The 24,893-nt window shown below is 61.5% G+C and carries 21 protein-coding genes; 11 read left to right on the top strand and 10 right to left on the bottom strand.

Annotation, left to right across the window (positions count from 1 at the left end):
• Nucleotides 1–38: 38 nt before the first annotated feature.
• Nucleotides 39–845, bottom strand: a complete 807-nt coding sequence (locus tag BLW80_RS07765; RefSeq protein ID WP_093757528.1) for an SDR family NAD(P)-dependent oxidoreductase — start codon at nucleotides 843–845, stop codon at nucleotides 39–41.
• Between the two features lie 122 nt (nucleotides 846–967).
• Here BLW80_RS07765 and BLW80_RS07760 point away from each other — a divergent pair, with 122 nt between their 5' ends.
• Nucleotides 968–1,915 carry a GlxA family transcriptional regulator gene (locus BLW80_RS07760; RefSeq protein WP_093757527.1) on the top strand — a complete coding sequence of 316 codons (948 nt, stop codon included), beginning with the start codon at nucleotides 968–970 and terminating at the stop codon, nucleotides 1,913–1,915.
• A 12-nt stretch (nucleotides 1,916–1,927) separates the two neighbouring features.
• On the opposite strand, the gene BLW80_RS07755 is transcribed toward BLW80_RS07760, so the two are convergent.
• Both BLW80_RS07755 and BLW80_RS07750 read right to left on the bottom strand, forming a co-directional pair.
• Entirely contained in the window at nucleotides 1,928–2,890 is a 963-nt protein-coding gene (locus BLW80_RS07755; protein WP_093757526.1) for an acetyl-CoA carboxylase carboxyltransferase subunit alpha, read from the bottom strand.
• Between the two features lie 139 nt (nucleotides 2,891–3,029).
• The gene (locus BLW80_RS07750; RefSeq protein WP_089267860.1) at nucleotides 3,030–3,680 is read right to left on the bottom strand and encodes a DedA family protein; all 651 of its coding nucleotides are present in this window, start codon (nucleotides 3,678–3,680) and stop codon (nucleotides 3,030–3,032) included.
• 297 nt (nucleotides 3,681–3,977) lie between these two features.
• On the opposite strand from BLW80_RS07750, the gene cobS reads away from it, so the two are divergent.
• From cobS to BLW80_RS07735, 3 genes are all read left to right on the top strand, one after another.
• Nucleotides 3,978–4,985 carry a cobaltochelatase subunit CobS gene (gene cobS / locus BLW80_RS07745; RefSeq protein WP_068729504.1) on the top strand — a complete coding sequence of 336 codons (1,008 nt, stop codon included), beginning with the start codon at nucleotides 3,978–3,980 and terminating at the stop codon, nucleotides 4,983–4,985.
• Nucleotides 4,986–5,082: 97 nt separating this feature from the next.
• A complete protein-coding gene (gene cobT / locus BLW80_RS07740; RefSeq protein WP_093758161.1) occupies nucleotides 5,083–6,984 on the top strand; it encodes a cobaltochelatase subunit CobT in 1,902 nt (633 codons plus the stop codon).
• A 50-nt stretch (nucleotides 6,985–7,034) separates the two neighbouring features.
• Nucleotides 7,035–8,087: an esterase-like activity of phytase family protein gene (locus BLW80_RS07735; protein ID WP_093757525.1), complete on the top strand. Its 1,053-nt coding sequence runs from the start codon at nucleotides 7,035–7,037 to the stop codon at nucleotides 8,085–8,087.
• A gap of 68 nt (nucleotides 8,088–8,155) precedes the next feature.
• Here the strand turns inward: BLW80_RS07735 and BLW80_RS07730 are convergent, their stop codons facing one another.
• From BLW80_RS07730 to BLW80_RS07720, 3 genes are all read right to left on the bottom strand, one after another.
• The gene (locus BLW80_RS07730; RefSeq protein ID WP_093757524.1) at nucleotides 8,156–10,885 is read right to left on the bottom strand and encodes a bifunctional diguanylate cyclase/phosphodiesterase; all 2,730 of its coding nucleotides are present in this window, start codon (nucleotides 10,883–10,885) and stop codon (nucleotides 8,156–8,158) included.
• Between the two features lie 125 nt (nucleotides 10,886–11,010).
• Complete coding sequence (locus tag BLW80_RS07725) at nucleotides 11,011–12,501, bottom strand: sensor domain-containing diguanylate cyclase (RefSeq protein WP_093757523.1); 1,491 nt, start codon at nucleotides 12,499–12,501, stop codon at nucleotides 11,011–11,013.
• Between the two features lie 240 nt (nucleotides 12,502–12,741).
• Nucleotides 12,742–13,491 carry an SDR family NAD(P)-dependent oxidoreductase gene (locus tag BLW80_RS07720; RefSeq protein WP_093757522.1) on the bottom strand — a complete coding sequence of 250 codons (750 nt, stop codon included), beginning with the start codon at nucleotides 13,489–13,491 and terminating at the stop codon, nucleotides 12,742–12,744.
• A gap of 349 nt (nucleotides 13,492–13,840) precedes the next feature.
• Between BLW80_RS07720 and BLW80_RS07715 the strand changes: the two genes are divergently transcribed.
• Nucleotides 13,841–14,767, top strand: a complete 927-nt coding sequence (locus BLW80_RS07715) for an AraC family transcriptional regulator (protein ID WP_231078897.1) — start codon at nucleotides 13,841–13,843, stop codon at nucleotides 14,765–14,767.
• A gap of 205 nt (nucleotides 14,768–14,972) precedes the next feature.
• The gene (locus BLW80_RS07710) at nucleotides 14,973–15,605 is read left to right on the top strand and encodes an HAD-IA family hydrolase (RefSeq protein ID WP_170849609.1); all 633 of its coding nucleotides are present in this window, start codon (nucleotides 14,973–14,975) and stop codon (nucleotides 15,603–15,605) included.
• A 255-nt stretch (nucleotides 15,606–15,860) separates the two neighbouring features.
• On the opposite strand, the gene BLW80_RS07705 is transcribed toward BLW80_RS07710, so the two are convergent.
• Both BLW80_RS07705 and BLW80_RS30910 read right to left on the bottom strand, forming a co-directional pair.
• On the bottom strand, nucleotides 15,861–16,196 hold the full coding sequence (locus BLW80_RS07705; protein WP_093757521.1) for a PepSY domain-containing protein: 336 nt from the start codon (nucleotides 16,194–16,196) through the stop codon (nucleotides 15,861–15,863).
• A 244-nt stretch (nucleotides 16,197–16,440) separates the two neighbouring features.
• Complete coding sequence (locus BLW80_RS30910) at nucleotides 16,441–16,614, bottom strand: DUF2283 domain-containing protein (RefSeq protein WP_283805490.1); 174 nt, start codon at nucleotides 16,612–16,614, stop codon at nucleotides 16,441–16,443.
• A gap of 131 nt (nucleotides 16,615–16,745) precedes the next feature.
• Here BLW80_RS30910 and BLW80_RS07695 point away from each other — a divergent pair, with 131 nt between their 5' ends.
• The 4 genes from BLW80_RS07695 (at nucleotide 16,746) to BLW80_RS07680 (ending at nucleotide 19,107) form a co-directional block, all read left to right on the top strand.
• A complete protein-coding gene (locus BLW80_RS07695; RefSeq protein WP_093757519.1) occupies nucleotides 16,746–17,189 on the top strand; it encodes an SRPBCC family protein in 444 nt (147 codons plus the stop codon).
• Between the two features lie 60 nt (nucleotides 17,190–17,249).
• Nucleotides 17,250–17,903, top strand: a complete 654-nt coding sequence (locus BLW80_RS07690; protein WP_089267763.1) for a dihydrofolate reductase family protein — start codon at nucleotides 17,250–17,252, stop codon at nucleotides 17,901–17,903.
• Nucleotides 17,904–18,235: 332 nt separating this feature from the next.
• Nucleotides 18,236–18,502 (top strand): hypothetical protein, encoded by a 267-nt coding sequence (locus BLW80_RS07685; protein WP_231081272.1) that lies wholly within the window; start codon nucleotides 18,236–18,238, stop codon nucleotides 18,500–18,502.
• Nucleotides 18,503–18,876: 374 nt separating this feature from the next.
• Nucleotides 18,877–19,107: a helix-turn-helix domain-containing protein gene (locus BLW80_RS07680; protein ID WP_244528040.1), complete on the top strand. Its 231-nt coding sequence runs from the start codon at nucleotides 18,877–18,879 to the stop codon at nucleotides 19,105–19,107.
• A 129-nt stretch (nucleotides 19,108–19,236) separates the two neighbouring features.
• On the opposite strand, the gene BLW80_RS07675 is transcribed toward BLW80_RS07680, so the two are convergent.
• Nucleotides 19,237–22,935, bottom strand: coding sequence for a DEAD/DEAH box helicase (locus BLW80_RS07675; protein ID WP_093757517.1), 3,699 nt, complete (start codon nucleotides 22,933–22,935; stop codon nucleotides 19,237–19,239).
• A 167-nt stretch (nucleotides 22,936–23,102) separates the two neighbouring features.
• Nucleotides 23,103–23,405 (bottom strand): 50S ribosomal protein L28, encoded by a 303-nt coding sequence (gene rpmB / locus BLW80_RS07670; protein WP_089267758.1) that lies wholly within the window; start codon nucleotides 23,403–23,405, stop codon nucleotides 23,103–23,105.
• A gap of 393 nt (nucleotides 23,406–23,798) precedes the next feature.
• Between rpmB and BLW80_RS07665 the strand changes: the two genes are divergently transcribed.
• A complete protein-coding gene (locus tag BLW80_RS07665) occupies nucleotides 23,799–24,749 on the top strand; it encodes a DUF3108 domain-containing protein (protein WP_244528039.1) in 951 nt (316 codons plus the stop codon).
• Nucleotides 24,750–24,893 lie beyond the last annotated feature (144 nt).

The raw sequence follows: 24,893 nt of genomic DNA, 5'->3' as shown, positions 1-24,893 counted from the left end.
GGGCTTGGCAAGATAATCTCCGGCCGAGCCGACAACGTCTATGCCGGCACGGTCACCCGATAGCGCGGCGCTGGCGTCGCATGACCGAATTTGGTCGAGAGGGCGCGGCGATCTGCTTCGAAGCGGGTCCAGTTCGTGCCGTCCTGCAGGCCCGGAATGGTGACGAGCTCACCCTGGTCGAGGCCAGCCAATGCAGCATCGACCATGTCGTCGGCGCGCATCACGATGGCCTGATCCATATTCTGGTGCGGGAAGCCCGCGATGTCCCAGAACTCCGTGGCCGTTGCACCCGGCAACACTGCCTGCACGCGGATGCCCTTGTCGGCCAGTTCATGCACCAGCGAATGGCTGAAACTGAGCACATAGGCCTTGCTCGCTCCGTAGACGCCATTGAGCATCTCCGCGGCGATGCCGACGATCGATGAGATGTTGATGATCTTGCCTTTGTTGCGCGCGACGAAGCCGGGCACGGCGGCATAGGTCAGCCGTGTCAGTGCGGTGACGTTCAGCGTGATCATGTCTTCCATTTTGTCGACATCGGCATTGAGCAACGGTGCCACCGCGCCGACGCCGGCATTGTTGACCAGCATCGTAATGCTCGCATCGTCGCGCAGCACAGCTTCGACCTTTGCCAGATCGGCCTTGTTGCCGAGATCGGCGGCCAGCGTGCGGACCGAGCGTCCGGTCTCGCTGGTCAGTTGCTTGGCGAGGGCCGCCAGGCGGTCCTGGTTCCGCGCCACCAGAATGAGGTCGTAGCCGCGCTTGGCCAGCCGGTCCACATAGACGGCGCCAATACCCGTGGAAGCGCCCGTAATCAGTGCCGTGCCCTGATGTGAATTCGTCATTGTCGTTCTCCTGAATGCTCTCGGCCGCAGCGGCCGTGTCAGGAAACCTAGTCTTGCGCGGACATGTCTTAAATGTCATATAAGCGGCGTTTTAGGACGTTCTGTTCTGAGGGAGCGAACACATGCAGCGCATCGGCCTTGTTGTTTCTCCGGGATGCTCGCCCATCAGCATTGCGGCGATGTCGGTCTTTGAACTGGCCAATATGCTGACTGATCCGCCCACCTATGATCTGCACGTATTGTCGGAGCGGGGCGGTCAGGTCGGCACCTCGCTGGGCATGAGTTTGACCACCGAACCGTTCAATGCGGCTGATGCCTATGACACGCTGATCATTGCCGGCGGTCTGACGGTCGAATCCGCGACGCCCGGCCTGATCGATTTCGTGCGACAGGCGCCCAAACATGCGCGGCGTGTTGCGTCCATCTGTATCGGCGCCTTCGTGCTCGCCGAAGCTGGCATTCTCGATCAACGGCGCGCAACCACGCACTGGTTCTATGCGCGCGACATGCAGAAGCAATTTCCGAAAGTGAGGGTCGATGAAGACCGCATCTTCGTGAATGACGGTCCGGTCTGGACCTCGGCCGGCATGACCGCGGGCATCGATCTCGCACTGGCGATGGTCGAGGCTGATCTCGGCGAGGACGTCGCACGCAACATCGCGAAAAAGATGGTCGTGTATCACCGCCGTGCCGGCGGTCAGTCGCAGTTCTCGGCGTTGCTGGAATTGGCGCCGAAATCGGATCGCATCCAGAACGCGCTTGCCTTTGCGCGGGACAATCTGCAGAAGCCGCTGACGGTGAATGACCTCGCCGATGCCGCAAATCTCAGCCCGCGGCAGTTCAGCCGCGCCTTTCACGCCGAGACAGGCCAATCGCCCGCCAAGGCCGTCGAGCATCTGCGGCTAGAGGCCGCGCGGTTGATGATGGAGCAGAGCCGGCATCCCATCGACACCGTCGCGCAGCAGACGGGGTTTGCCGATCGTGACCGCATGCGCCGCGCATTTCTGCGCGCCTATGGCCAGCCGCCGCAGGTGATCCGCCGAAACGCGCGGTCTCAGATGGACGCGTGAGAGAACGTCAGCTCAGCCGATCTTGCGGCCGATATCCAGAAACTTCTGCCGGCGCTGCTGACGAATAGTCGCCGCGTCCATGCCGCGCATGTCGTTGAAGGCCTGGGCGATGGCGTCGCCGGTGATGGCAATCATGGCGGCGGGGTCGCGGTGTGCGCCGCCCGGCGGCTCTTTCAGGATGGAATCGATCACACCGAAGCGCAGCAAATCCTGCGCCGTGATCTTCATATTGGTCGCGGCTTCCTGCGCCTTGGATGAGTCGCGCCACAGGATCGACGATGCCGCTTCCGGCGAGATCACGCTGTAGATAGCGTGTTCCAGCATCAGCACCTTGTTGGCGGTGGCAATGGCGATGGCGCCGCCCGAGCCGCCTTCGCCGATGATCACAGCGACGTTGGCCACGCCGAGGCCGAGGCAGGCATCGGTGGAGCGTGCGATGGCTTCCGCCTGGCCGCGCTCTTCCGCGCCGATGCCAGGATAGGCGCCGGCGGTGTCGACCAGCGACAGCACGGGAATGTTGAAACGGTCGGCCATCTCCATCAGGCGAACTGCCTTGCGGTAGCCTTCGGGGCGGGCCATGCCGAAATTATGCTTGAGGCGGCTCTCGGTGGTGTTGCCCTTTTCCTGGCCGAGCACGCAAACGCTCTCGCCGCGGAAACGGCCGAAGCCGGCCACCAGCGCTTCATCCTCGCCGAACTTGCGGTCGCCGGCGAGCGGCGTGAATTCGGTGATCAGCGCTTCCACGTAATTCATGCAATGCGGGCGCTGCGGATGCCGCGCGACCTGGGTCTTCTGCCACGGCGTCAGGTTCGCATAGAGCTCGTGCAGCGCGGCGACGGCCTTGTCCTCGATGCGCACGATCTCTTCACCGATGTCGCTGCCGCTGGCGGCCAGCGTGCGCAATTCATCGATCTTGGAATCCAGCTCGGCAACGGGCTTTTCAAAGTCGAGATAGCTGCGCATGGGTTCGGACATTCACTGGATATGGGAAGGACGGACGGCGGGCGAAACTGCCGGTGCAGGCTTTTCAAGTCAATCGGGGCTGCAAGTCAAGCCGCGAAGGTGTCATTTACTTTGAAAAATCAAAGAGATATTTCAACGTTCAAGCGCCTTTTTATGACGTTTCCATTGCTGTGTTGCGCTTGCGGCGATGCCACCACCAGATGGTGGCGCCGGCCAGCACGGCCGCCACGATCACGGCCTGAATCCAGTAATGCTTGGCCTGACCTTCGAGGCCGGCGATGCCGCCATAGCGGTCCAGCACCGACACTGCGAGCACGCCGGGCAACACATGCGCCGGCGCCCAGAGCAATGCTGCGGGGATGTTCACGGCATAGAATTTCGCCGGTGCGGTCCCCAATGCTCCGGCCGTGACCGGCACGAAAGCGCGGATGGGTGGAACGAAGCGGCCGAGGAACACGGCCAGCGTGCCGAAGCGATGGAAGAAGGCCTCGCTCTGCGCCACCACGCCCGGATAATTCGAAAGCGGCCACGCGTCGAGCAGTTGTCGTTGCCGGACATGCCCGATCCAGAATGCGCTCCCGTCGCCGAGCACGGCGCCCGCCACGGCGGCCGCCAGCACCGCCACGAGATCGAGGTCGCCTGCCGGAATCAGGGCGCTCAGCGCCAGAATGACCGTGGTGCCTGGGATGAATGTTCCGAGCACCGGCACGGCTTCCAGCAAGGCAGCGAGGAAAATAGTGAGGTAGCCCAGCCAGGCATGCGCGGCGACAAAATGGGTCAGGGAATCGATGAAGGACGTCACGAAATTCCGATCCAGCGCGGGGTGCCTCAGCCAACTGACAGCATATATGATTGAAATGGCCGGCCGCGCCGTTCGATCCCCAAATACCGCTGCAAATTGATCGACCCGGAGCATCGGCTGATTCGCAGGGCAGACTTCCAAAAATTGCCGTTAGAACCTATCTCGATGATAACATTCGGGAACTTTGATGAAGAGCTGGGCTTTGTCCAGCCGCGGCTCTCTGATACGTTCCACAAAGCACCCCATCCGCAGCCATTACTAGACTGGTTTCGGGATATCCGGGACCACGGAGGATTGATGACCGCCGCCTCGACCAAACTGCAAGAAAAGACCGACGCGTTGATTGGCATTCCCGACAAGATGGTGTCGGTGCGCAAATTGTTCGGCATCGATTCCGACCTCGAAGTGCCTGCCTTTTCCGAATCCGATCCGCATGTGCCGGACACCGATCCCGATTACCGGTTCGATCGCGCCACCACGCTTGCCATTCTCGCCGGCTTCTCGCGCAACCGTCGCGTGATGGTCACGGGCTTCCACGGCACCGGCAAATCGACCCATATCGAGCAGGTCGCTGCCCGCCTCAACTGGCCCTGCGTGCGCGTCAACCTCGACAGCCACATCAGCCGTATCGACCTCGTCGGCAAGGACTCCATCGTGGTCCGCGACGGCAAGCAGGTCACCGAATTCCGTGACGGCATTCTGCCCTGGGCGTTGCAGCACAATGTCGCGCTGGTGTTCGACGAATACGACGCCGGCCGTCCGGACGTGATGTTCGTCATTCAGCGCGTGCTGGAAGTGTCCGGCCGCCTGACCCTGCTCGACCAGAACAAGGTCATCAAGCCGCATCCGGCGTTCCGCCTGTTCGCGACCGCGAACACCATTGGTCTCGGTGACACGTCGGGCCTCTATCACGGCACCCAGCAGATCAACCAGGGCCAGATGGACCGCTGGTCGATCGTCACTACGCTGAACTATCTGGCGCATGACGAGGAAGTCGAGATCGTGCTGGCGAAGGCCAAGCACTATCAGAACCCCGAGGGCCGCGACATCGTCAACAAGATGGTGCGCCTCGCGGATCTCACGCGTAACGCCTTCGCCAATGGCGACCTGTCGACGGTGATGAGCCCGCGTACGGTGATCACCTGGGCCGAGAATGCCGACATCTTCAACGATATCGGCTTCGCGTTCCGCGTGACCTTCCTGAACAAGTGCGACGAACTCGAGCGTCCGCTGGTCGCCGAATTCTATCAGCGCTGCTTCAATGCAGAGCTGGCGGAAAGCTCGGTGAATGTGGCGCTGAGCTAAGACGTCTTCTTCCCCTCTCTTCCAAGAGAGGGGAATGCACCTCCGCATTCAATCGGTTGCTCCCGCATGCGCGGTGACGACCCGCGCAAAGGCTGCGATGAGCACGACGACCACCAACAAATTCCGCCCCGGCTCCAAGGAAGCGCCGACCGAGCCGTTCAAGCGCGCGGTGACGTCGTGTTTGCGCGCCATCGCCAAAGCGCCGGAGCTTGAAGTGACCTTCGCGGCCGAGCGGCCGGGTCTCTCACCGGGCAAAGCCCGTCTTCCTGAACCCGCGCGAAAAATGAGCAAGCGCGACGCCGCCATCGTGCGCGGCCACGCGGATTCGATCGCGCTCAAACTCGCCTGTCACGATCCCAAGGTTCATCGCAAGCTGATGCCGGGGAATCCGCAGGCGCGCGGCGTGTTCGAAGCCGTCGAGCAGGCCCGCGTGGAAGCGCTCGGGTCGCGCCGCATGGCCGGCGTGGCCAAGAACCTCACGGCGATGCTCGACGATCATTTCCATCGCGGCAAGTTCGACGAAATCACCGACCGCGCCGATGCGCCGCTGGCCGATGCGCTGGCGATGCTGGTGCGCGAGCGCCTGACCGGCATGGCGCCGCCGGCCGCCGCGAAGAAGATGGTCGACCTCTGGCGGCCGGTCCTCGAAGACAAGATCAGCGATCGCCTCGACCAGCTCGATCGGTTCGCGGAGAACCAGGCCAAGTTCGGCGATGCCGTGCATGACCTGCTGTCGGCGCTGGAGCTCGGCGACGATCGCAATGCCGAGCCGGATGACGAGGAGAGCGAGGACGACGAGCGCCAGGGTGAGAACGATCAGGCCGGTGCCGAAGGCTCGCCGGAGAGTGACGCGTCGCAGGAAATGAGCGCCGATCAGGCGCAGCAGTCTTCCGACGAAATGTCGGACAGTTCGATGGAGAGCGCGCAGGCCTCCGCATCGGACACATTCGACGAAGACGGCGAGATGGGCGACGACGAAACGCCCGGCGAAGCCACGCGTCCGAATTCGCGCGGCGCGAACGAGCCGCGCGGTCCCGAATATCACGCCTTCGCGCCGAAATTCGACGAGGTCATCGCAGCCGAAGACCTCTGCGATCACGACGAGCTCGAGCGGCTGCGCTCCTATCTCGACAAGCAGCTCGCGCACCTGCAGGGCGTCGTCGCGCGTCTGGCCAATCGGCTTCAACGCAAGCTCATGGCGCAGCAGAACCGCGCCTGGGACTTCGACCTCGAAGAGGGCATCCTCGATCCCGCGCGCCTGTCGCGCGTGGTGACCGACCCGCATCATCCGCTGTCCTTCATGCATGAGAAGGAAGCGACGTTCCGCGATACGGTGGTGACGCTGCTGTTGGACAATTCCGGCTCGATGCGCGGGCGCCCGATCACCGTGGCTGCGACCTGCGCCGACATTCTCGCGCGCACGCTGGAGCGTTGCGGCGTCAAGGTGGAAATCCTCGGCTTCACGACGCGCGCCTGGAAGGGCGGGCAGTCGCGTGAAGCGTGGCTCGGCGCCGGCAAGCCGGCCAATCCCGGCCGCCTCAACGATCTCCGTCACATCATCTACAAGTCGGCGGACGCGCCGTGGCGCCGCGCGCGCAAGAATCTCGGCCTGATGATGCGCGAAGGTCTGCTCAAGGAGAATATTGACGGCGAGGCGCTCGATTGGGCGCACAAGCGCCTGCTCGGTCGTCCCGAGCAGCGCAAGATCCTGATGATGATCTCCGACGGCGCGCCGGTGGATGACAGCACGTTGTCGGTCAATCCCGGCAACTATCTGGAACGCCACCTGCGCCACATCATCGAAGAGATCGAGACCCGCTCGCCGGTTGAACTGATCGCCATCGGCATCGGCCATGACGTGACGCGCTACTACCGCCGCGCCGTGACCATCGTCGACGCCGAAGAACTCGGCGGCGCCATCACCGAGAAGCTGGCGGAATTGTTCAGCGAAACGGCAGGGCCGGCACCGACCCATGGTCGGCGACGCAGAACGCATTAGGCTTACAGGATGGGTTTTGCTTTGCTCTACCCATCCTTCAGGGCCATCGCTTGACCACTGATCTCACCCGTCGTCATTTTCTTGCAGTCGCGGCTTCAGCAGCCGCGCTGCCGTCGCTTGCCCGTGCGCAGCCCGTGCCAGTGCCGGCAACGCCATCGGCCCGTGCGCCGGTGTCGATCGAGATCGAAGCGCGGCCGATCCCGGCTTTCGATACGCGTGATCGCACGCATACAAGGTTCGGGTCGCTGCAATATCGCAGCGGATTGGTCCTGACGTCGCGCTACAAGGACTTCGGTGGCATCTCCGGTCTTCGCCTGGATGACAAGGGTGAGGGTTTCATCGCCATCAGCGACAAGGGCAACTGGTTCACCGGCAAGATCGCCTATAGCGGCGATACCATGGTCGGCATTGTCGATGTCGAGGCGGCGCCGATGCTGGGCGCCGACGGCAGGCAGATCACGGCGCGCGGCTGGTACGATACCGAGTCCATCGCGGTGGACGGGCCGACGGTCTATATCGGCCTCGAACGCGTGCATCAGATCCTGAAATTCGACTTCGGCCGCGATGGCGTGCGCGCCCGGGGCGAGCCGATCTCGCAGCCGCCGGGCATGCGCAAGCTGCCCAGCAACGGCAGTCTCGAAGCGCTGGTGATGGTGCGCAAGGACAGGTTCAAGTCTTCGCCGCTGGCCGGCATGCTGCTGGCGATTTCGGAGCGCGGGCTAGACAGCGCCGGCAATATTGCGGCCTGGATCATTGGCGGCAAGGCGCCAGCGAATTTCTCGGTCCGCCGCACCAAAAATTATGACATCAGCGATGCGGCGCTGCTGCCCTCCGGCGATCTGTTGCTGCTGGAACGCAAGTTCTCGCTGTTCGGCGACACCGGCGTCCGCATCCGCCGCATCCCCCTCGCATCGATCGTGCCGGACGCCGCCATCGACGGTCCCACCATCTTCGATGCGGATCTCGGCTACGAGATCGACAATTTCGAGGGGCTCGATGTCCATGTCACGCCGGAGGGCGACACGGTGCTGACGCTGATCTCGGACGACAATTTCTCGATGCTGCAGCGAACCCTGCTGATGCAGTTCACGCTGCTGGAATAGAGTCTTGGTTCTGACGCGTTTTCTTATTGCGAACCGGCATCCACTTCGCTCGAAAACGCTATGGGCGATCAGGCCGCAGCCTCGGACTGCTTGGCCTGATGCGCGATCAACAGATCCCGCAATTCTGCTGCGGGTCTGGCGGGGCTGAACAGATAGCCCTGCATCTCGGTGCAGCCGAGCGCGCGCAGCAGCTCTTTCTGCCGGGGCGTTTCGACGCCTTCGGCCGTCGTCGTCATGTTGCGCGAACTCGCGATATTGACCACGGCCTGCACGATCGAGGACGAGCCCTGTGCATCGGCGATATCGGTCACGAAACAACGGTCGATCTTGATCTTGTCGAACGGGAAACGCTGCAGATAGCTCAGGCTGGAATAGCCGGTGCCGAAATCGTCCAGCGCAATCCGCACGCCGATCTCGCGCAGCCCGTGCAGGATTTCCAGTGCGATCTCGTCGTCGCGGATCAGCACGGCTTCGGTGATTTCGAGCTCCAGTCGCCGCGCGGGCAATCCGGATGCGGCGAGGGCGGAGGTCACCTTCAGGGCGAGCGACGCGCAGCGGAACTGGACCGGCGAGACATTGACCGCCACCCGGACGTCGTCGGGCCAGCTGGCAGCCTCGGCGCAGGCGGTGTTCATCACCCATTCGCCAAGTTCATTGATGATGCCGATATCTTCGGCGACCGGAATGAATTCGGCCGGCGAGATCATGCCGCGTTCGGGATGGCGCCAGCGCAACAAAGCTTCGCAGCCCACGATGGTGTCGTCGCGCAGCGTCAGCAGCGGTTGATAATAGACTTCGAAACCGCCTTTGGCGAAGCCGCCATCACCGGCGGCGTGACGCAGTTCAAGCTCCAGCGAGCGACGGGCCTGCACCCGCGCATCCATTTCGGGCTCGAAGAAACGGAACGTGCGGCGGCCGTCGGCCTTGGCGCCATACATCGCAAGGTCGGCGTTCTTCAGCAGCGTATCGAGGTCTGCGCCGTCGCGCGGCGCCAGCGCGATGCCGATCGACGCGTCGGTAAGCAGGCTATGGCCGAGACAATCGAATGGCTGGCGGATCGCATCATAGATGCGGCCGACAAGATCGGTGATGTCGGCATGGCTCTCGACGCCAGTCTGCACGATGGCGAATTCGTCACCGCCGAGCCGCGCCACCACGTCGGAGCCGCGCACGCAGCCGCGCAGCCGCAGCGCGATGCCCTTGAGCAGTTCGTCGCCGACGGGATGGCCGAGCGAGTCGTTGATACCCTTGAATTCGTCGATGTCGATATAGAGCACCGCGCATTGCGCGCCGCGCGCGACGCGCTTCAATTCGTGTTCGAGTTCGTTGCGGAACAGCGTGCGGTTCGGCAGGTCGGTCAGCGCATCGTAATGCGCCAGATGCGCGATCTTCTCCTCGGCATTGCGCCGCTCGGTGATGTCTTCATGGGTCGCGACCCAGCCGCCATCGGCCACCGGTCGCGACGAAATCTGGATCGCCCGACCGTCCGCGGTGTGCATGACATTGATGCTCGAACGTCCCACGTCGCGCATCACCTCCGCGACATAGGCGTCGACGTCTCCCTCAAACGAGCCGGTCTCCTTGCGATGCGCGATCACGTCACGGAACGGACGGCCGGGTGTGATGACCTCGCGCGATAGCCCGTACATGTCGAGATAACGCTGGTTGCACACCACCACGCGCGCCTGCGCATCGAACAGCAGCAGGCCTTGCGTCATGTTGTTGATGGCGGTGTCGAGGCGGTTCTTCTCCAGGGTCATCTGCAACTGCGCTGCACGGCTCTGCCGCTGGATGTGACGGATCATCAGATACAGCAGACCTGCTAGGATCAGGGCCGACAGCGTCGCGAGGGTCACGAGAAATTTGGTCTGGTCGCGCCAGTCGGCCAGCGCGCCGTCCACGGATGTGGTGGCGATCAGCGCGACCGGGAAGTTTTGCAGCAGGCGTATGGAGCCGAGCCGATCGACATTATCGATGGGGCTGACGGTGCGGATGGTCGCGGGCGCATCGCTGAAGCGCAGGTGCTGCAACAGCGGGCCGCTATTGATGACCTTGCCGATCGATGCGTTCATCTGCGGATAGCGCGCCAGCAAGGTACCATCGCGGTGGAACATCGCAATGGTCGCGTTCTCGCCGAGCGAGACGGAGGCAAAGAATTTTTCGAATTGCTGCGGTTCGACGCTGCGCGTCACGATGCCGAAGAATTCACCCTTGGGCCCTGTAATGCGACGTGCGAACAGCGTCTTCCACCGGCCGGTGATACGGCTCAGGACCGGCTGCACGATCTCGTCGTCCTGGCTGAAGCCCTGCGATTTGAGTTTCTTGAAATATTCGCGGTCGGCCAGCACCAGATCCGGTCCGGGCCAGGCTCCTGTCCAGTTGACCAGGCGGCCTTCGGCATCGAGCACGGTGATGTCGTTGGCGAATTCATCATCCACCTTCGACTTCAGCATCATGTGGGACTCGTAGCTCGACATGCTGCTGGCAAAGCTGTGGACCGACATCACGCCATTGGCGAGAAGATGAGCCGTGAGGCTCTTCTGGATGCGCTGCAGATCCTGGAACTGCTGATCGAAATGCCGGCTCAGCAGCAGCACGGTGTTTTCAAGTTCGCGGTTGGAATTGTCGATCGTGCGCTGACGGAAATTGTTCACGGTCATCGCCGTGCCGGCGGCAATGGTGACGATCAGCACGGCGCCAACGAGCACGAGCCAGCGCACCGGCGCGCGGCGCGTCGTCGAGCGCCCGTCGCCATGTTCGGCGGAGCCCGGCGCTGAAACGCGCACGTCGTTCGTCATTCGCCTCCCCAGCAGCCGCATGAATTCCTACCCCTCGTGCATAGGAATACCCGGGCAAGGGTGGAAGACGCGTTAGGAAGTCAGGTGAACCGCGGGTTAATTACAACCGTACAAATGGTATCTGCTTACGCCGCAAGGCTTTTCTGCTGCGGTGCGACCGGCCATGTCTGGTTGCGACCGTGCGCTTTTGCGGCATAGAGCGCACTGTCGGCATTGCTGATCAGGTCGTTCGACGTGGTCAGCGATGACGGCACGAGACACGCTGCACCGACGCTGATTGTCGTGGTGGTCATGCCGTCGCGCTCGAGATGGCCGACCTCGACGCGGATCCGTTCGCCGAGTTCGATGGCGTCGGCCAGAGAGAGGCCCGGCAGGATCAGCGCGAATTCCTCGCCGCCATAGCGCGCGGCGCAATCGCTGGCGCGTTTGGCATGCCGGGCGATGCTCCAGGCGATCCCGCACAGAACGAGGTCACCGGCCTGATGGCCGAAATTGTCGTTGAACACCTTGAAGTGGTCGGCGTCGATCATCAGCAGCGAGATCGGCGCGCGGGCGCGCTGGGCGCGCTGCCATTCCTTATCCATGACCACGTCGAAATGACGTCGGTTGGCGAGGCCGGTGAGGCCGTCGGTCATGGCGAGGCGCGCCATCCTGTCTTCCATCTCGCCGCGCTTGCCCATCTCGCGCGCCAGGATCAGCATCAGTGCGCAGGCGATCAGGCCGAGCGCGGCCATGGCGCCGCCGATCTGCAGCGCTTCCTTGCGCCACTGGCCGAAGATCACGTCGGTGGACCGCCCCACCATCACGATCAGCGGATGCGAGCCTTCGCGCCAGACAAAAAGACGCCGCACGCCGTCAGTCGCGGAATCGCCGATATGGAAGCCGGAGAAATAGGCCAGCGCTTTCTGTACGCCCGGGACCCGACTGAGATCGCGGCCGATGATCTCCATGTCGAACGGTGCGCGCATGATCAGCACGCCGTCCTGCCGGATGACGGAAATGACGTCGTTCGGCTCAAGCTGCAGGCGATCGGCGATCTCGTGGAAATAGCTGTAGCGGATGAAGCCGGCGACGATGCCCAGAAAAGTTCCGTCGCGCGCGGCGATGCGGCGGCTCAGCACGATGCCGTAACTGCCCTGATGCAGCATCGGCTTGGAGATATAGAGGCCGAACAGCGGATCGCGCTTGTGGACCTTGAAGAATTCCTCATCGGCGAAATTCTGCGGCTTCGGATCCAGCGTCGACGAATCCAGCGTCACGTTGCCGGCGACGTCCGTGACCTGGATGGCGCCGAAGTGACGCGCGGTGGCGGCGTGGTCGAACAGGATCAACTGCCGCATCGGCCGCGAAATCTCGACCAGTTCCGGCGAGGTCATGTTGCTGACCACGTTGCGCAGCGAGAGGTCGTAGAGTTCCACATTGCGGGCGACATCGGCATCGATGCTGGAGGCGAGGTTGCCGAGCGTCTGGTGCGCCAGCTTCTCGTCGCCGCGCCGCATGCTGAGCAGTACGCTGCCGCAGATGACTGTGAATCCGACAACGACGATCGCCGCAGCGGCCAGCAGCCAGCGCGGGGAGATCCGGCGGGTCGTCTCGGATGTATTACGGGCCAGCATTGGCTTTCGTCGATCAAAAAGGACTGCGTTACAATCACCGACGCATAGCATCAGAACCGGTAATTCTTTGACAGCTACGCGGTGATCAACAGTTTCGTTTCGCCGTTTTGTGACGGGCGGTTAATAGGATGTGAAAGAAATCGAGACGCTTTGGTCGGCGAGTGCGCAAAAAGAAATGTGGGCGTGCCGCGCAGGCACGCCCACAAACGTCGGGAGGAACCTGGAAAGCGGGTTCCCGTATCACCGCATGGCGCCGGCCACCATGATGTCGCGGCCGGAACGATCAGTGTTGTCGTCGCAGGTCAGCGCCACGGCGATGTCGGCGATGCCTTCGGTTGTATGGTTGCGCGCAGCGGGCAAAGCGATGAACTGCCGGTTGCGCACGCTGCCGTCGAGCACGTCGATGGCGGCGGGTTCCTCCGGACCGAGCATTCCGGGCGCGATGGTGCTGACGCGGACATTGCGCGTGCCATAGGCCCGCGACAACCCGCGGGTCATGGCATCGATGGCGGCGTCCGCGCCGGGGTCCGGCAGCGATGCGGGCGCTGTCGGAATCCCGTCGAGCGCGGTGAGATTGACGATACTGCCGCCGGCGACGCCGAACATCCGCACCGCCTCCTGGCATAGCAGCATGGCGCCGAACACTTTCAGCTCGCGCTGCCGGTGCAACTCGTCCTCGGACACCACGTCCTCTATTTCGCTGCGCGCGAAGGCGCCGTTGTTGACGAGAATATCGAGCCGGCCGAAGGTCGCCGCGATTTCCTCATAGAGCCGCCGCACGTCCGGCCAGCGCGCGATATCGCCCTGGACGGCGATGGCGCGGCCGCCACGCCACACGATTTCGGCGACGACGCGCGCCGCGCCGCGGGGATCGTCCGCGTGATGCACGATCACCGCCGCGCCTTCTGCGCCGAAGCGCCGTGCAATGCCCGCGCCGATGCCGTCCGCGGCGCCGGTCACGAGCGCAACTTTTCCTGCCAGTCTTGTCATGGCATGTCCTTGGATCTGGATGATGTCTGTCTTGATCGTCAGTCGTGTATGTAGATTGTGTGGCGGAATCGATCCGGGCGTGATCGCGCCCCGACAACAGTCTGGACGCGCAATGCGGGGAGTTCGACCCGATACCCGTATGGCCTGGCAGATCCGAGGCCCGCGGGCGGCTCGCCGATCTGCTCTGTGGCTGATGCTGTTATCGCAAACGCAGCCGCGTCGGCGTTAGCGCGATCCTGCATCTGTTTTGCACGATCCTGCAAAAGTGATCCCGCAGCCATTTCCCTGCCACGGCACTGCACCTAGATAGACCTCGGCATAAAAGGCCTGCCGCTTGAGGGGTTTGCGTGTGACCGAGACGATTCGTGAGATTGCCGACATCATTGCCCGTTACGCCGCCAATGGCAGCGACCATCCGACCGGCCTCGCCAGCCTCTATCTGAAGCGGCAGACCGAGCCGACGCAGCTCGTGCATACCGCGCAGTGGCCGTGTTTCGGCCTCGTGGCGCAGGGCGCCAAGCGGCTGCAACTGGGCACCGAGACCTACACCTATGCCGCCGGCGATTATGTGCTGGTGTCGCTCGATCTGCCGATGTCGTCCTGTATCGTCGAGGCTTCGGAAGCGCAGCCGCATCTCGGCATGGGCTTTGCGATCGATCCGCAACTGTTGAAGGAGGTGCTCGGCCGGTTCGGCAACGGCCATGCCGATGCGCCCGCGCATCCGCAGCTCCCCGAGCGCGGCGTCGTCGTCGCCAAGGCCTCCGCCGATCTGCTCGACGCCACGCTGCGGCTGCTGCGCCTGCTCGACCGGCCGCAGGACATTCCGGTGATGGCGCCGCTGCTGGAACAGGAGGTGCTGTATCGCCTGCTGGTCGGCCCTTACGGCGCGCGCCTGCGGCAGATCGCGCTGGCCGAAAGCCCGAGCAACAAGGTCGCCAAGGCTATTTCCTGGCTGCGCAGCAACTATGCCAGCCCGCTCCGCATCGAGGATCTCGCCGACCGCGTCGGCATGAGCGAATCGTCGCTGCATCACAATTTCAAGACCGTCACCGCGATGACGCCGATGCAGTATCAGAAGCAGCTTCGTTTGCACGAGGCGCGCCGCCTGATGCTGGTGGAGCGGCTCGATGTCGGCAGCGCCGGCTATGCGGTGGGCTATCAGAGCCCGTCGCAATTCTCGCGCGAATATGCCCGGCTCTACGGCCAGCCCCCGATCCGCGATGTCGGCTCCGCGCGCGGCCCGGTGCTCGGAGGCGAGGCCCGCGTCGCCGGGTAGCTCTTTCTTCCCTCTCCCCCAGGCGAAGCGAAGCTTCGCTAGGCGGGAGAGGGTGGCGCGTAGCGCCGGGAGAGGGGTAGCCGCACGCTCGGAGTTCGCGTAACCCCTCTCCCCGGCCCTCTCCCGCCTAGCGAAGATTCGCTTCGCGCGGGGGAGAGGGGGCACATCGTCCGTGCAAAACAGGGCGCATGACCGAGGAACATCCATGATCTCTGCGGTGATCTTTGATTTCGGCGGGGTGATCACCTCCTCGCCCTTCGAGGCCTTTGCGCATTACGAGCAGAGCCATGGCCTGCCGAAGGACATCATCCGCCGCACCAATGCGGACAACCATTTCGAGAATGCCTGGGCGAAATTCGAGCGCGCCGAAATCGATCTCGCCACTTTCGATGCGCTGTTCGCCGCCGAGTCCAGGGCGCTCGGCGCCGAAGTGCCCGGCCGCGATGTGGTCAAGCTGCTGAAAGGCGAGATCCGCCCCGACATGGTCGAGGCGCTCCGCCGCATCAAGCAAACATTCAAGACCGGCTGCATCACCAACAACCTGCCGGCCAATGCCATGGGCTCCACCGACGGCCGCGCGCTCTATGTGGCCGAGGTGATGGTGCTGTTCGATCACGTCATCGAAAGCGCCAAGATCGGCCTGCGCAAACCCGATCCGCGCATCTACACGATGATGACCGACAAACTCGCAGTCGATCCGAAGAATTGCGTCTATCTCGACGACCTCGGCGTCAACCTCAAGCCCGCGCGCGAACTCGGCATGACCACCATCAAGGTGACATCCGCCGCGCAGGCGATCGCAGAGCTCGAAGCCGCGACGGGATTGAAGCTGACGTAACTTCTGCGAAGCGACGCGCGGACAGCAATGCTCCCTCCCCCCCCAGGCGAAGCGAAGCTTCGCTAGGCGGGGGAGGGTCAGGGTGGGGGTGCCCCAAGCTCTGATGTCACGTGTGGCACCCCCACCCCGGCCTATCGGCCGACCCTCCCCGCAAGGGGGAGGGAGTCTACCAGCCGCGGCGCGTCTCACTCACCAGCACTCACACAAAAACAAACGGCGCGCTCATCGCGCGCCGCTTGCTCACTTCCCACCCGATCAGATAATCGAACGATCCACATGGCGCACTTCGCCGGTGCGCGCATCGATGTCGACCTGAATCCACTTGCCGTATTGATCGCGGCCCTCGATCTCCCATTCGTTGTCGTCGAAATGGGTGTTCTGCACCGTCACCACGCCGATTCCCGAAGCGATCGCCAGTGCGTCCTGCAGCGTCAGCGGGCCGGATGGCACCGGCACCATGGCCGCGCGCGGCGCGGGCTGCCGCATATAGACGTCGGCGGCGAACGCCGGCGCAGCCGAACCGAGCGCGCCCGCCAGTGCCAGCGGAAGCAAGGCCTTCGAAAACACGGCCTTCTTCAAAATCTGTTGCATCGAAATCTCCTCATCTGTCCCACGCGCCGCATGCGGCGCAACCGGGTTAAGAACGGTGCACGCTGCACTGCGTTCCCGGAGGAAATGAGGCGATTTGGTGCGGGAAAAGCGGTGATGCGCTATACTGGCAGCAGCACATCAGCACTCTCACGAATGAGATTTTTGGTCGAGGTCAGTGATGACAAAGAAAGCTGGCAAAGCGTTGGTGAAAAACCGCAACGTCCGCGGGTGAGGGGCCTTGCGCTTACTCTGCTGTGCTCACCGCTGGCAGCGCGAACGTCTCGATTCGCGTGAGGTCGAGCTTGCCGGATGCCTGATCGATAGCGAAGCCCACCACATCGCCGTTGGCGTCGAGATCGACCACCAGCCCTGCGACGATTTCCCGGCTCCCGGCGCCGGGCGCATCCTTCAGCGCGATAGAGAGACTGTCAGGATTTTTATTCCGCTGAGATGTCGGGGCCTGGCGGGCCCGTTCGTCATGGATGTATCGGGCGGCGGAAGCTGCCCGCCGGACGACAACCGAAGTAACCGAGCCACAGGAAGAAGCCCATGCCCAGCACGATCCGTCTGCATCGCGTCATTGCCGCCAGGCCGCAGAAGCTCTATCGCGCGTTCCTCGAGCCTGACGCGATTGCGAGCTGGCTTCCGCCCTTCGGGTTCACCTGCACCGTCCATGAGCTGGATGCGAAGGTCGGTGGCCATCACAGGATGTCATTCCGGAACTTCACCACGGGCGGCAGTCACGCCTTTGGCGGGACCTATCTGGAGCTCGTTCCCGGTGAGCGTCTCGTCTACACCGACCGCTTCGATGATCCCAACCTGCCGGGCGAGATGAAGGTCACGGTGACGTTGAAGGCCGTGTCTGTCGGCACGGAGGTGAACATCGAGCAGCAGGGCGTGCCCGACGTGATCCCGGCCGAGGCCTGCTATCTCGGCTGGCAGGAATCCCTGCGCAAGCTCACGAAACTCGTCGAGCCCGAGATCAACCAGTAGCGCCGTCGCTTCCGGAACGGCTTGGAGAAATTCAATCAACAGCAGGAAGGAGCGCCAGCCATGTCACTCGCCCGTGTCCAACATGTCTCCGTCTCGCTCGACGGTTTCGCCACCGGCGAAGGCCAGAGCCTTGACGCGCCGTTCGGTCACGCCGGCGAGCGGCTGCACCAATGGATGTTCGCGACCCGATGGGGTCGCCAGATGCTCGGCCAGCCCGGCGGCACGGCGGGCATCGACGACGCGTTCCTGCGGCTGTTCGCGCCCGGGATCGGCGCCGAGATCATGGGCGCCAGGAAGTTCGGTCCTCCCACATGGCATGAGGATCCGGACTGGAAAGGCTGGTGGGGTCCCAACCCGCCGTTCCATACGCCGGTCTTCGTCCTCACCCATCATCCGCGCGCATCGATCGACATGGAGGGTGGCACGGTGTTCCACTTCATCGACGCTTCGCCTGCCGAGGCCCTTGAGACGGCCCGCGAGGCTGCGGCCGGCAAGGACGTGCGCATCGGCGGAGGTCCCACCACGATCCGCGACTTCCTTGCCGCCGGGCTCGTCGATCACATGCACATCGTGGTGGTTCCGATCCTGCTCGGCCGCGGCGTGCGCCTGTGGGATGGCGTGGAGGGTCTTGAGAAGGACTACGAGATCGAGACGACATCCTCTCCGGGCGGGGTCGCACACATGACATTCGCTCGAAAGCACAAACCGCTATGAGAAACGGCGCCAGAAACCGATCCCAAAATGCCATGTCGTCGAACTGCCGAAGGCGTTCGGTAACGGCGCGCTCCACGACATGAGGAACCGATGGTCCGTTTGGCGGAGGGGAGTGCCGAGACCACCAGATCGATGATGAGCGTTTCGTCGCAGTCTGTGATCGGAATATTCGTAAAGCACCTCAGGTCGCGCCGGGGCAGCCTCGGGAGGCCGGGGCTGGCTGGCGCGATGTGCGGAAACTGCAATGTTGCATTGCGGTATTGAACTGTTGCAATGCAGCAAAAGAAGTCTAGGCTCCTTCGTTCAATCCTACGAGGAGACTAATAGTGAAGATGACCTTATCGATCGCCGTCGCGGCCGTGATCTCGATTGCGGGTGGCTGCGCCGGCTTCGCTGCGGAGTTGCCGACCTATGGATCGGCGGGTTTGCCGATATCGGCGGTGCAGGTTCGCGTGCTGGGAGCTGCGAACGTCCAGGAACAGTCGGCGGCGCCAACCTCCACGGCGTCTCTGCATCAGCTGAGAGTTCTGGCACCGCGGACGGAAATGACGACCGCGACGGCACCAACCCGGACCGAAACCGCTCGCTCGCTTCGTTGACCGGCACCTCGTACCGATATCGCCGCGTCTTTCATTTTCGAAAGGGCTTCGCGTGCACATCAGGGCGGTGCCGTACCTCTCCCCGCCGGGGAGAGGTCGCGGCGGTGAGGGGGCTCATGACAGACGGGCGATCCATCTGCTCAATGTTACCAATCCCGTGATATCTCGATCAGACGAGAGGTTCGGGATGGACCTCGACAGCTAAAAGACCCGACTAACAAAGGGCGCGAAAAAGCTGGCGATGACGGCCGGCAAAAAGGCCGGGACAACACGCGCGACAAAGCGCAACACCCGCCTGACCCTGGAGCTGCTGGAAACGGCGCGTGACATGCACGCCAGCGGTCTTCTGACGGACGTTGTCCGCGAAGATCACGATGCGTCACCTCGGCGGTGCCGCCACGATTGCAGATCCGGTCGAATTGACGGACGAGGACATCAAGGCGCTTCGTGAGCAGGCCAATCTCAGCCAGGCAGTGTTTGCAAGCTACCTCAAGCTGACAGTCGGCTATGTTTGCAGGCTCGAGCGCGGCACGGAAAGTCCGAAAGGACCGACGCTCGTCCTGCTCGATGTCATCCGCCGCAAGGGCTTTGAGGCGATTCTTTGATTGCGAAAAGAGCCGTGAGTTGTGCGCGCCCCGTGCGGCGCAACCGGGTTAAGAACGATGCTCGCGTCGCCGCATTTCCGGTGGAAATGAGACGATGTTGTGGGGGAAGCGGAGTTACCCTTGATGGATCTAGCGTTCTACTTCGATCCACTTATTTCGATTCCGTTTTCCAGAACTTACGCGTCCAACGATAGAATTGGTGGATAGCTCAAAGATGGCACCCACGTGATGAACGCGCAGCCCCATCATCGTCTTGACCTGCGAACAAGCAGCTAGATGTCGACCGCTGGGTGAACGAACTGCAGCCTCAATGATACACTTTCCGCCGCCAATGGCATTGGCAACGCGCTCAGAAACGTTGCTCCATACATGAGCTTCCTCGGCGTTTCGCCGCACACCATCCAGAATTTCCGCGAGGGGTCTCAAGCGGGGCTGGCCAGCTTCGTCAATATACTCAACATGGATTGGTAAGCCGGTTAGCTGGCAGTCACGAATATCGTCGGGGTGCGTCTTTCGTTCGCTCCACACGCAGATCTTTGCCTCGCTGGGCGCGCAAAATTTAGATGCGGCCGATCTGACTGCAATTTCTTCTAGAACCCGACATTGCGAGATGCTGCTATTCACTAAGAAGCGTTTCAATGCTCGTTTGCTGGTAATGTCACAACGGCCGAGGCCAATGGGTAAAACCTTCTTTCCTGTAACCTCGCATCGTTCCAGCACGCCTAGTCTAACAGCATACCCGGTTACTTCGCATTTCTCAGATTCATCATGCGTGATTGGCTGTCGGGTCTCATGGCAAACAACGAACTCAGTGCTGTGCCCACTTCTCCCTGAAACGGCCGATATTTTCTTCTGATCGACACGGTAGTTTTGGCCCGATATCTCGCTCTTTGCGATCTCATCGCGCAACACATTGTCCTTCGTGAAGTTGCATACCTCAAAATGCTCTGGTTCGGCTTTGACCCCGCTGAGCGCGGAAACCTTGAGGAGGTCAGAGCGAACGAACTGTCCGGAGATGGCCGACTTTTCAGCCTCGTCGGCTAAAATGCGTTTATTTGTTACGCCGCATGTCACCATGAATTCTGGAAGCGCCATACGACCGCTGACCTCGGATCGTTCGAGTAGGTGGCTCAAGACCTCAGCACCGGTTACGTCGCATTTCGATATGCAAGAATTCGGAACGGTTTTTCCTGATTTTGAACACAGAGCTAGTTGAGGGGCTCCTGCCACAACCTTGTTGTGTGGGGTGATCGTGATCTCACTCTCGTAATCCGGTCCGGAGTTAAATCTGTAGCTTGTCTTAACCTCAATTTTTCTATGGAGCTTACCCTCTAAGCCAACCAGCATCATTTCTAGTCGCGGGGTAAATTCGTCTTGCAGCTTCTTTCGTTTGCGCTCGTCTTTCGACGATTTTGTTTCTTGCTCGCGGCGCTCTAGGTAAAAGCGACAGAATTCTGAGATGTGCTCGTCGCCGCTAGCAGCGGTTTCTAATTTTTCTATCAATAGCCCGAGTTCATTGGGATTCTCGAAAGATCGGGGCAAGGGCGCCAGCGCAGTGCGGCCCCTCGAAGTATATGCGTCTTCGTGTAAGCAGGCGACGTCGACCAATCGTTCATAACTATCGTGAGCAACAGTCGCTCTAACGCGGATCACTGCGGTTCCATTAAATACGCGCGTGATTTTTCCAATCTCGGTAGAAGTCTTTGTTCCGCCGAATGTTTCAGCCCAAGCGGAGGCGGTGTCGTCGCAAGCTTTAGCCGGGTCTATGTCTAGATCTTCAACGTCATGCACCCCCGACGCTACAAGCCTGCTAACGAGGCGTTGGAACGCTGGCGCTCCTGGGCCATAAAATGTGCTTTTCAGGTTTGCCGTTGTCTGTTCCTGAAAACGTATGTACTCGCGGCCCGCATTCTCCTCAGCGAGAAACAATCCTGCTGGATGGGGTGTAAGTCGAACTCCGACTACATCGAGTGCTTTTAGAGTAAACTCTTCAGCGCCCATTGTGTGGGGAGTTGGAGGCAGGCTGGGAGATCGAGGCCCTACGTACTCGCTACCATCCATGCTGCCGAGCATTTCACTGATCGCGGCCTCCTCGCGTTCTAATTCGGCTTTGGCGTCCTCAATGCTCTTTTCTGCAAGGCGCGTTGCCTTATCGGTGTCTTTTCCTGCTAGCGCGGCGAGGACCAATTTAAGTATTTGCTCCTCAAAGCCTTCTCCATTGTCGTCATCGCCTTCTCCGATATCAGATCCGTGAAGTAGTGCCTCGACGTCGCCAATTGCGTGAGCGGCCATCTGGAGCTTTTCCATGAGGCGTCCAACGATATATTCTTCAAAGGTGCCGCGTAGCGTAACATTATAGATGCTCACATAAGCATGATTGGAAGCTAGGCGCTGAACACGGCCTATTCGTTGCTCCACAATCATTGGATTCCAAGGCAAGTCGTAGTTGACGAGTACATTTGCGACCTGAAGATTCACGCCCTCAGAGCCCGCTTCGGTTGAAACGATGACTCTGCAGCTCGGTGGGTCGGCGCGAAACCGATTGATCGTCTCTTGATTGCGTTCTCCAGAGTCTCCGTTAATTATCCCGACCGTCAGTCCCTTCTGTTCAAGGAAATTCTGAATAGTTGTTTGCGTCTCGCGGCGGATCGTAAAGATCACCAGTCGCCAGTCTGCTGGACTTTCTTTTTTAAGTTTTTCTATGAGGCCACCGAGACCTAGAAGTTTGGCAGTTGGAGGCATTGTTGTGACAATGCTTTTCACTGCGGCGGCCAAATCGGCCGGCACAGTGCCTTTGCGCGCCATATTTAGTAATTGCGCCATCAAGGCTTCGGGGCTGCTTGTAAGCGCCTGTAAAATTGAGATCTGAGTTAGCTTGTTGAGCTTTTGTATTGGTTTGGCGATTGTCTTGATGAGCTCAAGTTCTGCTGACGTCGGATCAACTTTATGCATCAAGACTTTACGGTCCGGGAAATAGAGTTGAGCGTCTCCTCGTCGTACCCGAGACATATAGCCGTAGACGATCGAACGAAATTCCTCACGCGCCTCGTGCTTTAGCTCGCGGGCATCTTCTCTATCATCCGCGATGAAGCGCCGGGCAAACATGCCCGGGCTTCCGAAGGGGTTGTCGTGCCCCCTGGCCACGGTCAGCAAGTCCACTAGTGAGTAAAGATCCCACAGGCGATTTTGAATGGGCGTAGCAGTCAGCATCAGAACAAAGCGAAAGCGCCGAGCGTCTAGGGCCTTCCTGAATTGCTTGGCAACTTCGGGCGGCTTCTTGGTGCCATATAAATTGCGAAGTTTGTGTGCTTCATCGAGGATCAGCATCTGAAAGCGATCCTCGGGAATTCTTTCGAGGTACAATCTCGCAGAGTTGTAGGTAGTAATGATCGCAACAGTCTCTTCGGCAGGCTCTTCTAGAAGCTCTTTCCCAATTGCAATCTGCGCCAAGATATCAAATTTTGCCTCAAGTTCCTCCTTCCATTGCTGTGCCAGTATCTTGGGGCAAACGATCAAGATTCTTGATAGACGAGACCTCGCCTTCAGTTCGCTGACGATCAGTCCGGCGCTAATTGTTTTTCCTAAGCCGACGTCGTCAGCAAGCAGAGTGACCGGCAGACGTCGACAAAAGGTGACGAGGTTGCTGACCTGATGGCGATATGGCGTAAGCCTGTCGCGCCAGCCTTGTGTGGATTTAAAATCTTCGGGGCCGTCTATTACAATCGGATCAGTCAAATCCCATTCGAGACCTGCTCGATAGACGCGGTATTCCTCAGCGCTTCTCTTACGGCTCAGGAGTTTCGTATGAAATTCCGACGCTATGTCCATTCAGTCCGATACTCCAGCTCGGTTCAACCGCAGGATGCTTACTTGCGCATCCACAGGCAAGTGCGAGGTCGGCTCAAGTTGGCGTCGTTTAATCCCAAACGCAAAAACGGCCGGATCTCGCGATCCGGCCGTTCTGTATTCTAAAACCTAAAGTCTGATCGAAGCGATCAGGCCGCGACTGCTGCGGTCTCGGCCTTCTTCTTCTCGATGGCGCGCTTGAGCAGCACGGCCTTCTGGGAGAGCTCGCTCTCGCGGGCCTTGATCAGATAGGCGTCGAAGCCACCGCGGTGGTCGACCGACTTCACGGCATTCGCCGACACGCGCAGGCGCACGCCGCGGCCGAGCACGTCGGACAGGAAGGTCACATTGACCAGGTTCGGCAGAAACCGGCGCTTGGTCTTGATGTTCGAGTGGCTCACCTTGTGGCCCACCTGGGGGCCCTTCAGTGTCAGTTCACAGCGCCGAGACATGGCGAAAATCCTCTGTCATCCCCGCAGCTAAAAGGCGAAGAGCCCAAAGCCGGGCAGGGGGTCAAAAATCACGTCCATTTCAGGAGTGGCGGACGTATAGGGGGCTTGGCCGCGATCGTCAAGATATCCGGCCAGCGAAAGTCGCGGCAAAACCGGCAAAAGCCTGCGCTTTCGGGGGCTGTATAGCCCGTCCTACGAGCGGAAACCACATGGAATCTGGCGCGGTTCCCATCATATAAACGACGTATTCGGGCCGGAAACAGGTCGCTCCAGCCGAATTTAGCGATGCGGCCCTGCGCCTTGAGCCGGGGATCGCCGACCAGGTGATATCAGCAAGTGAGCCTTCGCACGCCCCGCTTTGTGACCCGACCGGTGACGACCCCGCGGACTGCCGTGCCCGCAAGAGTACGATTTGCGGGTTTTGGCGCGCGTTTCGCCGTCGCCGCGGGCCTGATGCTGCCGGTTTTGCCGGTGGAGGCCTCGGCGCAGGTGCAAGGCCAGATCCAAAGCCAGACGCAAGGCCAAGCTCAAGGCCAGAGCCCGGCCGCCGTGCCGGTTCAGGCCCCCGCCCAGGCGGTGTTGGCCGGCGGCAAGCTGGAAGCCAAATATGAAGCCAGCCTCGCCGGCATCGCGGTGGGCAAGGGCCAATGGGCCATTGACATCAATGAAGACCAGTATTCCGCGACGGCCAGTGGCGGCACCGCAGGTTTGCTGAAAGCATTTGCCGGCGGCTCGGGCTCCGGCCAGTCCACCGGCCGCGTGGTCGCGGGCGCGCTGGTGCCGTCGAATTATCAGGCCGTCACCACCTCCGCGAAGAAGTCCGAGACGATCAAGATGCTGATCACGCCGGGCTATGTGAAGGAGTTCTCCATCGAGCCGGAGCCGCCGCTCGATCCCGAGAAGATTCCGATCACCGATGCGCATCGCCGCAACGTGATCGATCCGATGACCGGCTCGCTGATGCGCGTCGCCGGCACCGGTGAATTGCTGACGCCGGATTCGTGCCGCACCGGCGCGTCGATCTTCGACGGCCGCATGCGCTACGATCTCAAGCTCGACTACAAGCGCATGGAAAGCGTGAAGGCCGAGAAGGGCTATCGCGGGCCTGCCATCGTCTGCGCCGTCTATTTCACGCCGATCGCCGGCTATGTGCCCGACCGCGCCGCCATCAAATATCTTGCCGCCCAGCGCAATATCGAAGTGACCCTGGTGCCGATCGCCGGAACCCGCGTGCTGGTGCCGTATCGCATGGTGGTGCCGACCCCGCTTGGCGTCGCCATGCTGGAAGCCACCGAATTCGTCACCACCCCCGCGCCGGCCAAGGCCGTGGCCAAGACGAACTGAGAGAACGAGGCAAGTTCTAAAGGAGGCGGCTCCACACACCGGCCTCATCCTGAGGAGCCGCGCCCTTGCGCGGCGTCTCGAAGGATGGTGACAGGTCTTGGCCCCGCCAGCTCATGGTTCGAGACACGCGAAGCCGCGCTCCTC

This window comes from Tardiphaga sp. OK245, from assembly GCF_900108575.1.
GTDB classification, from domain to species: Bacteria; Pseudomonadota; Alphaproteobacteria; order Rhizobiales; family Xanthobacteraceae; genus Tardiphaga; species Tardiphaga robiniae.
The sequence above is the reverse complement of the archived record's forward strand: the minus strand, read 5'-3'. Positions and strand labels throughout refer to the sequence as shown.

Coding starts and splice junctions, on each gene's coding strand:
- BLW80_RS07765 (WP_093757528.1), bottom strand. CDS start 845: ATGACGAATTCACATCAGGGCACGGCACTGATTACGGGCGCTTCCACG.
- BLW80_RS07760 (WP_093757527.1), top strand. CDS start 968: ATGCAGCGCATCGGCCTTGTTGTTTCTCCGGGATGCTCGCCCATCAGC.
- BLW80_RS07755 (WP_093757526.1), bottom strand. CDS start 2,890: ATGTCCGAACCCATGCGCAGCTATCTCGACTTTGAAAAGCCCGTTGCC.
- cobS (WP_068729504.1), top strand. CDS start 3,978: ATGACCGCCGCCTCGACCAAACTGCAAGAAAAGACCGACGCGTTGATT.
- cobT (WP_093758161.1), top strand. CDS start 5,083: ATGAGCACGACGACCACCAACAAATTCCGCCCCGGCTCCAAGGAAGCG.
- BLW80_RS07730 (WP_093757524.1), bottom strand. CDS start 10,885: ATGACGAACGACGTGCGCGTTTCAGCGCCGGGCTCCGCCGAACATGGC.
- BLW80_RS07725 (WP_093757523.1), bottom strand. CDS start 12,501: ATGCTGGCCCGTAATACATCCGAGACGACCCGCCGGATCTCCCCGCGC.
- BLW80_RS07720 (WP_093757522.1), bottom strand. CDS start 13,491: ATGACAAGACTGGCAGGAAAAGTTGCGCTCGTGACCGGCGCCGCGGAC.
- BLW80_RS07710 (WP_170849609.1), top strand. CDS start 14,973: ATGATCTCTGCGGTGATCTTTGATTTCGGCGGGGTGATCACCTCCTCG.
- BLW80_RS07705 (WP_093757521.1), bottom strand. CDS start 16,196: ATGCAACAGATTTTGAAGAAGGCCGTGTTTTCGAAGGCCTTGCTTCCG.
- BLW80_RS07695 (WP_093757519.1), top strand. CDS start 16,746: ATGCCCAGCACGATCCGTCTGCATCGCGTCATTGCCGCCAGGCCGCAG.
- BLW80_RS07690 (WP_089267763.1), top strand. CDS start 17,250: ATGTCACTCGCCCGTGTCCAACATGTCTCCGTCTCGCTCGACGGTTTC.
- BLW80_RS07685 (WP_231081272.1), top strand. CDS start 18,236: ATGACCTTATCGATCGCCGTCGCGGCCGTGATCTCGATTGCGGGTGGC.
- BLW80_RS07680 (WP_244528040.1), top strand. CDS start 18,877: ATGCGTCACCTCGGCGGTGCCGCCACGATTGCAGATCCGGTCGAATTG.
- BLW80_RS07675 (WP_093757517.1), bottom strand. CDS start 22,935: ATGGACATAGCGTCGGAATTTCATACGAAACTCCTGAGCCGTAAGAGA.
- rpmB (WP_089267758.1), bottom strand. CDS start 23,405: ATGTCTCGGCGCTGTGAACTGACACTGAAGGGCCCCCAGGTGGGCCAC.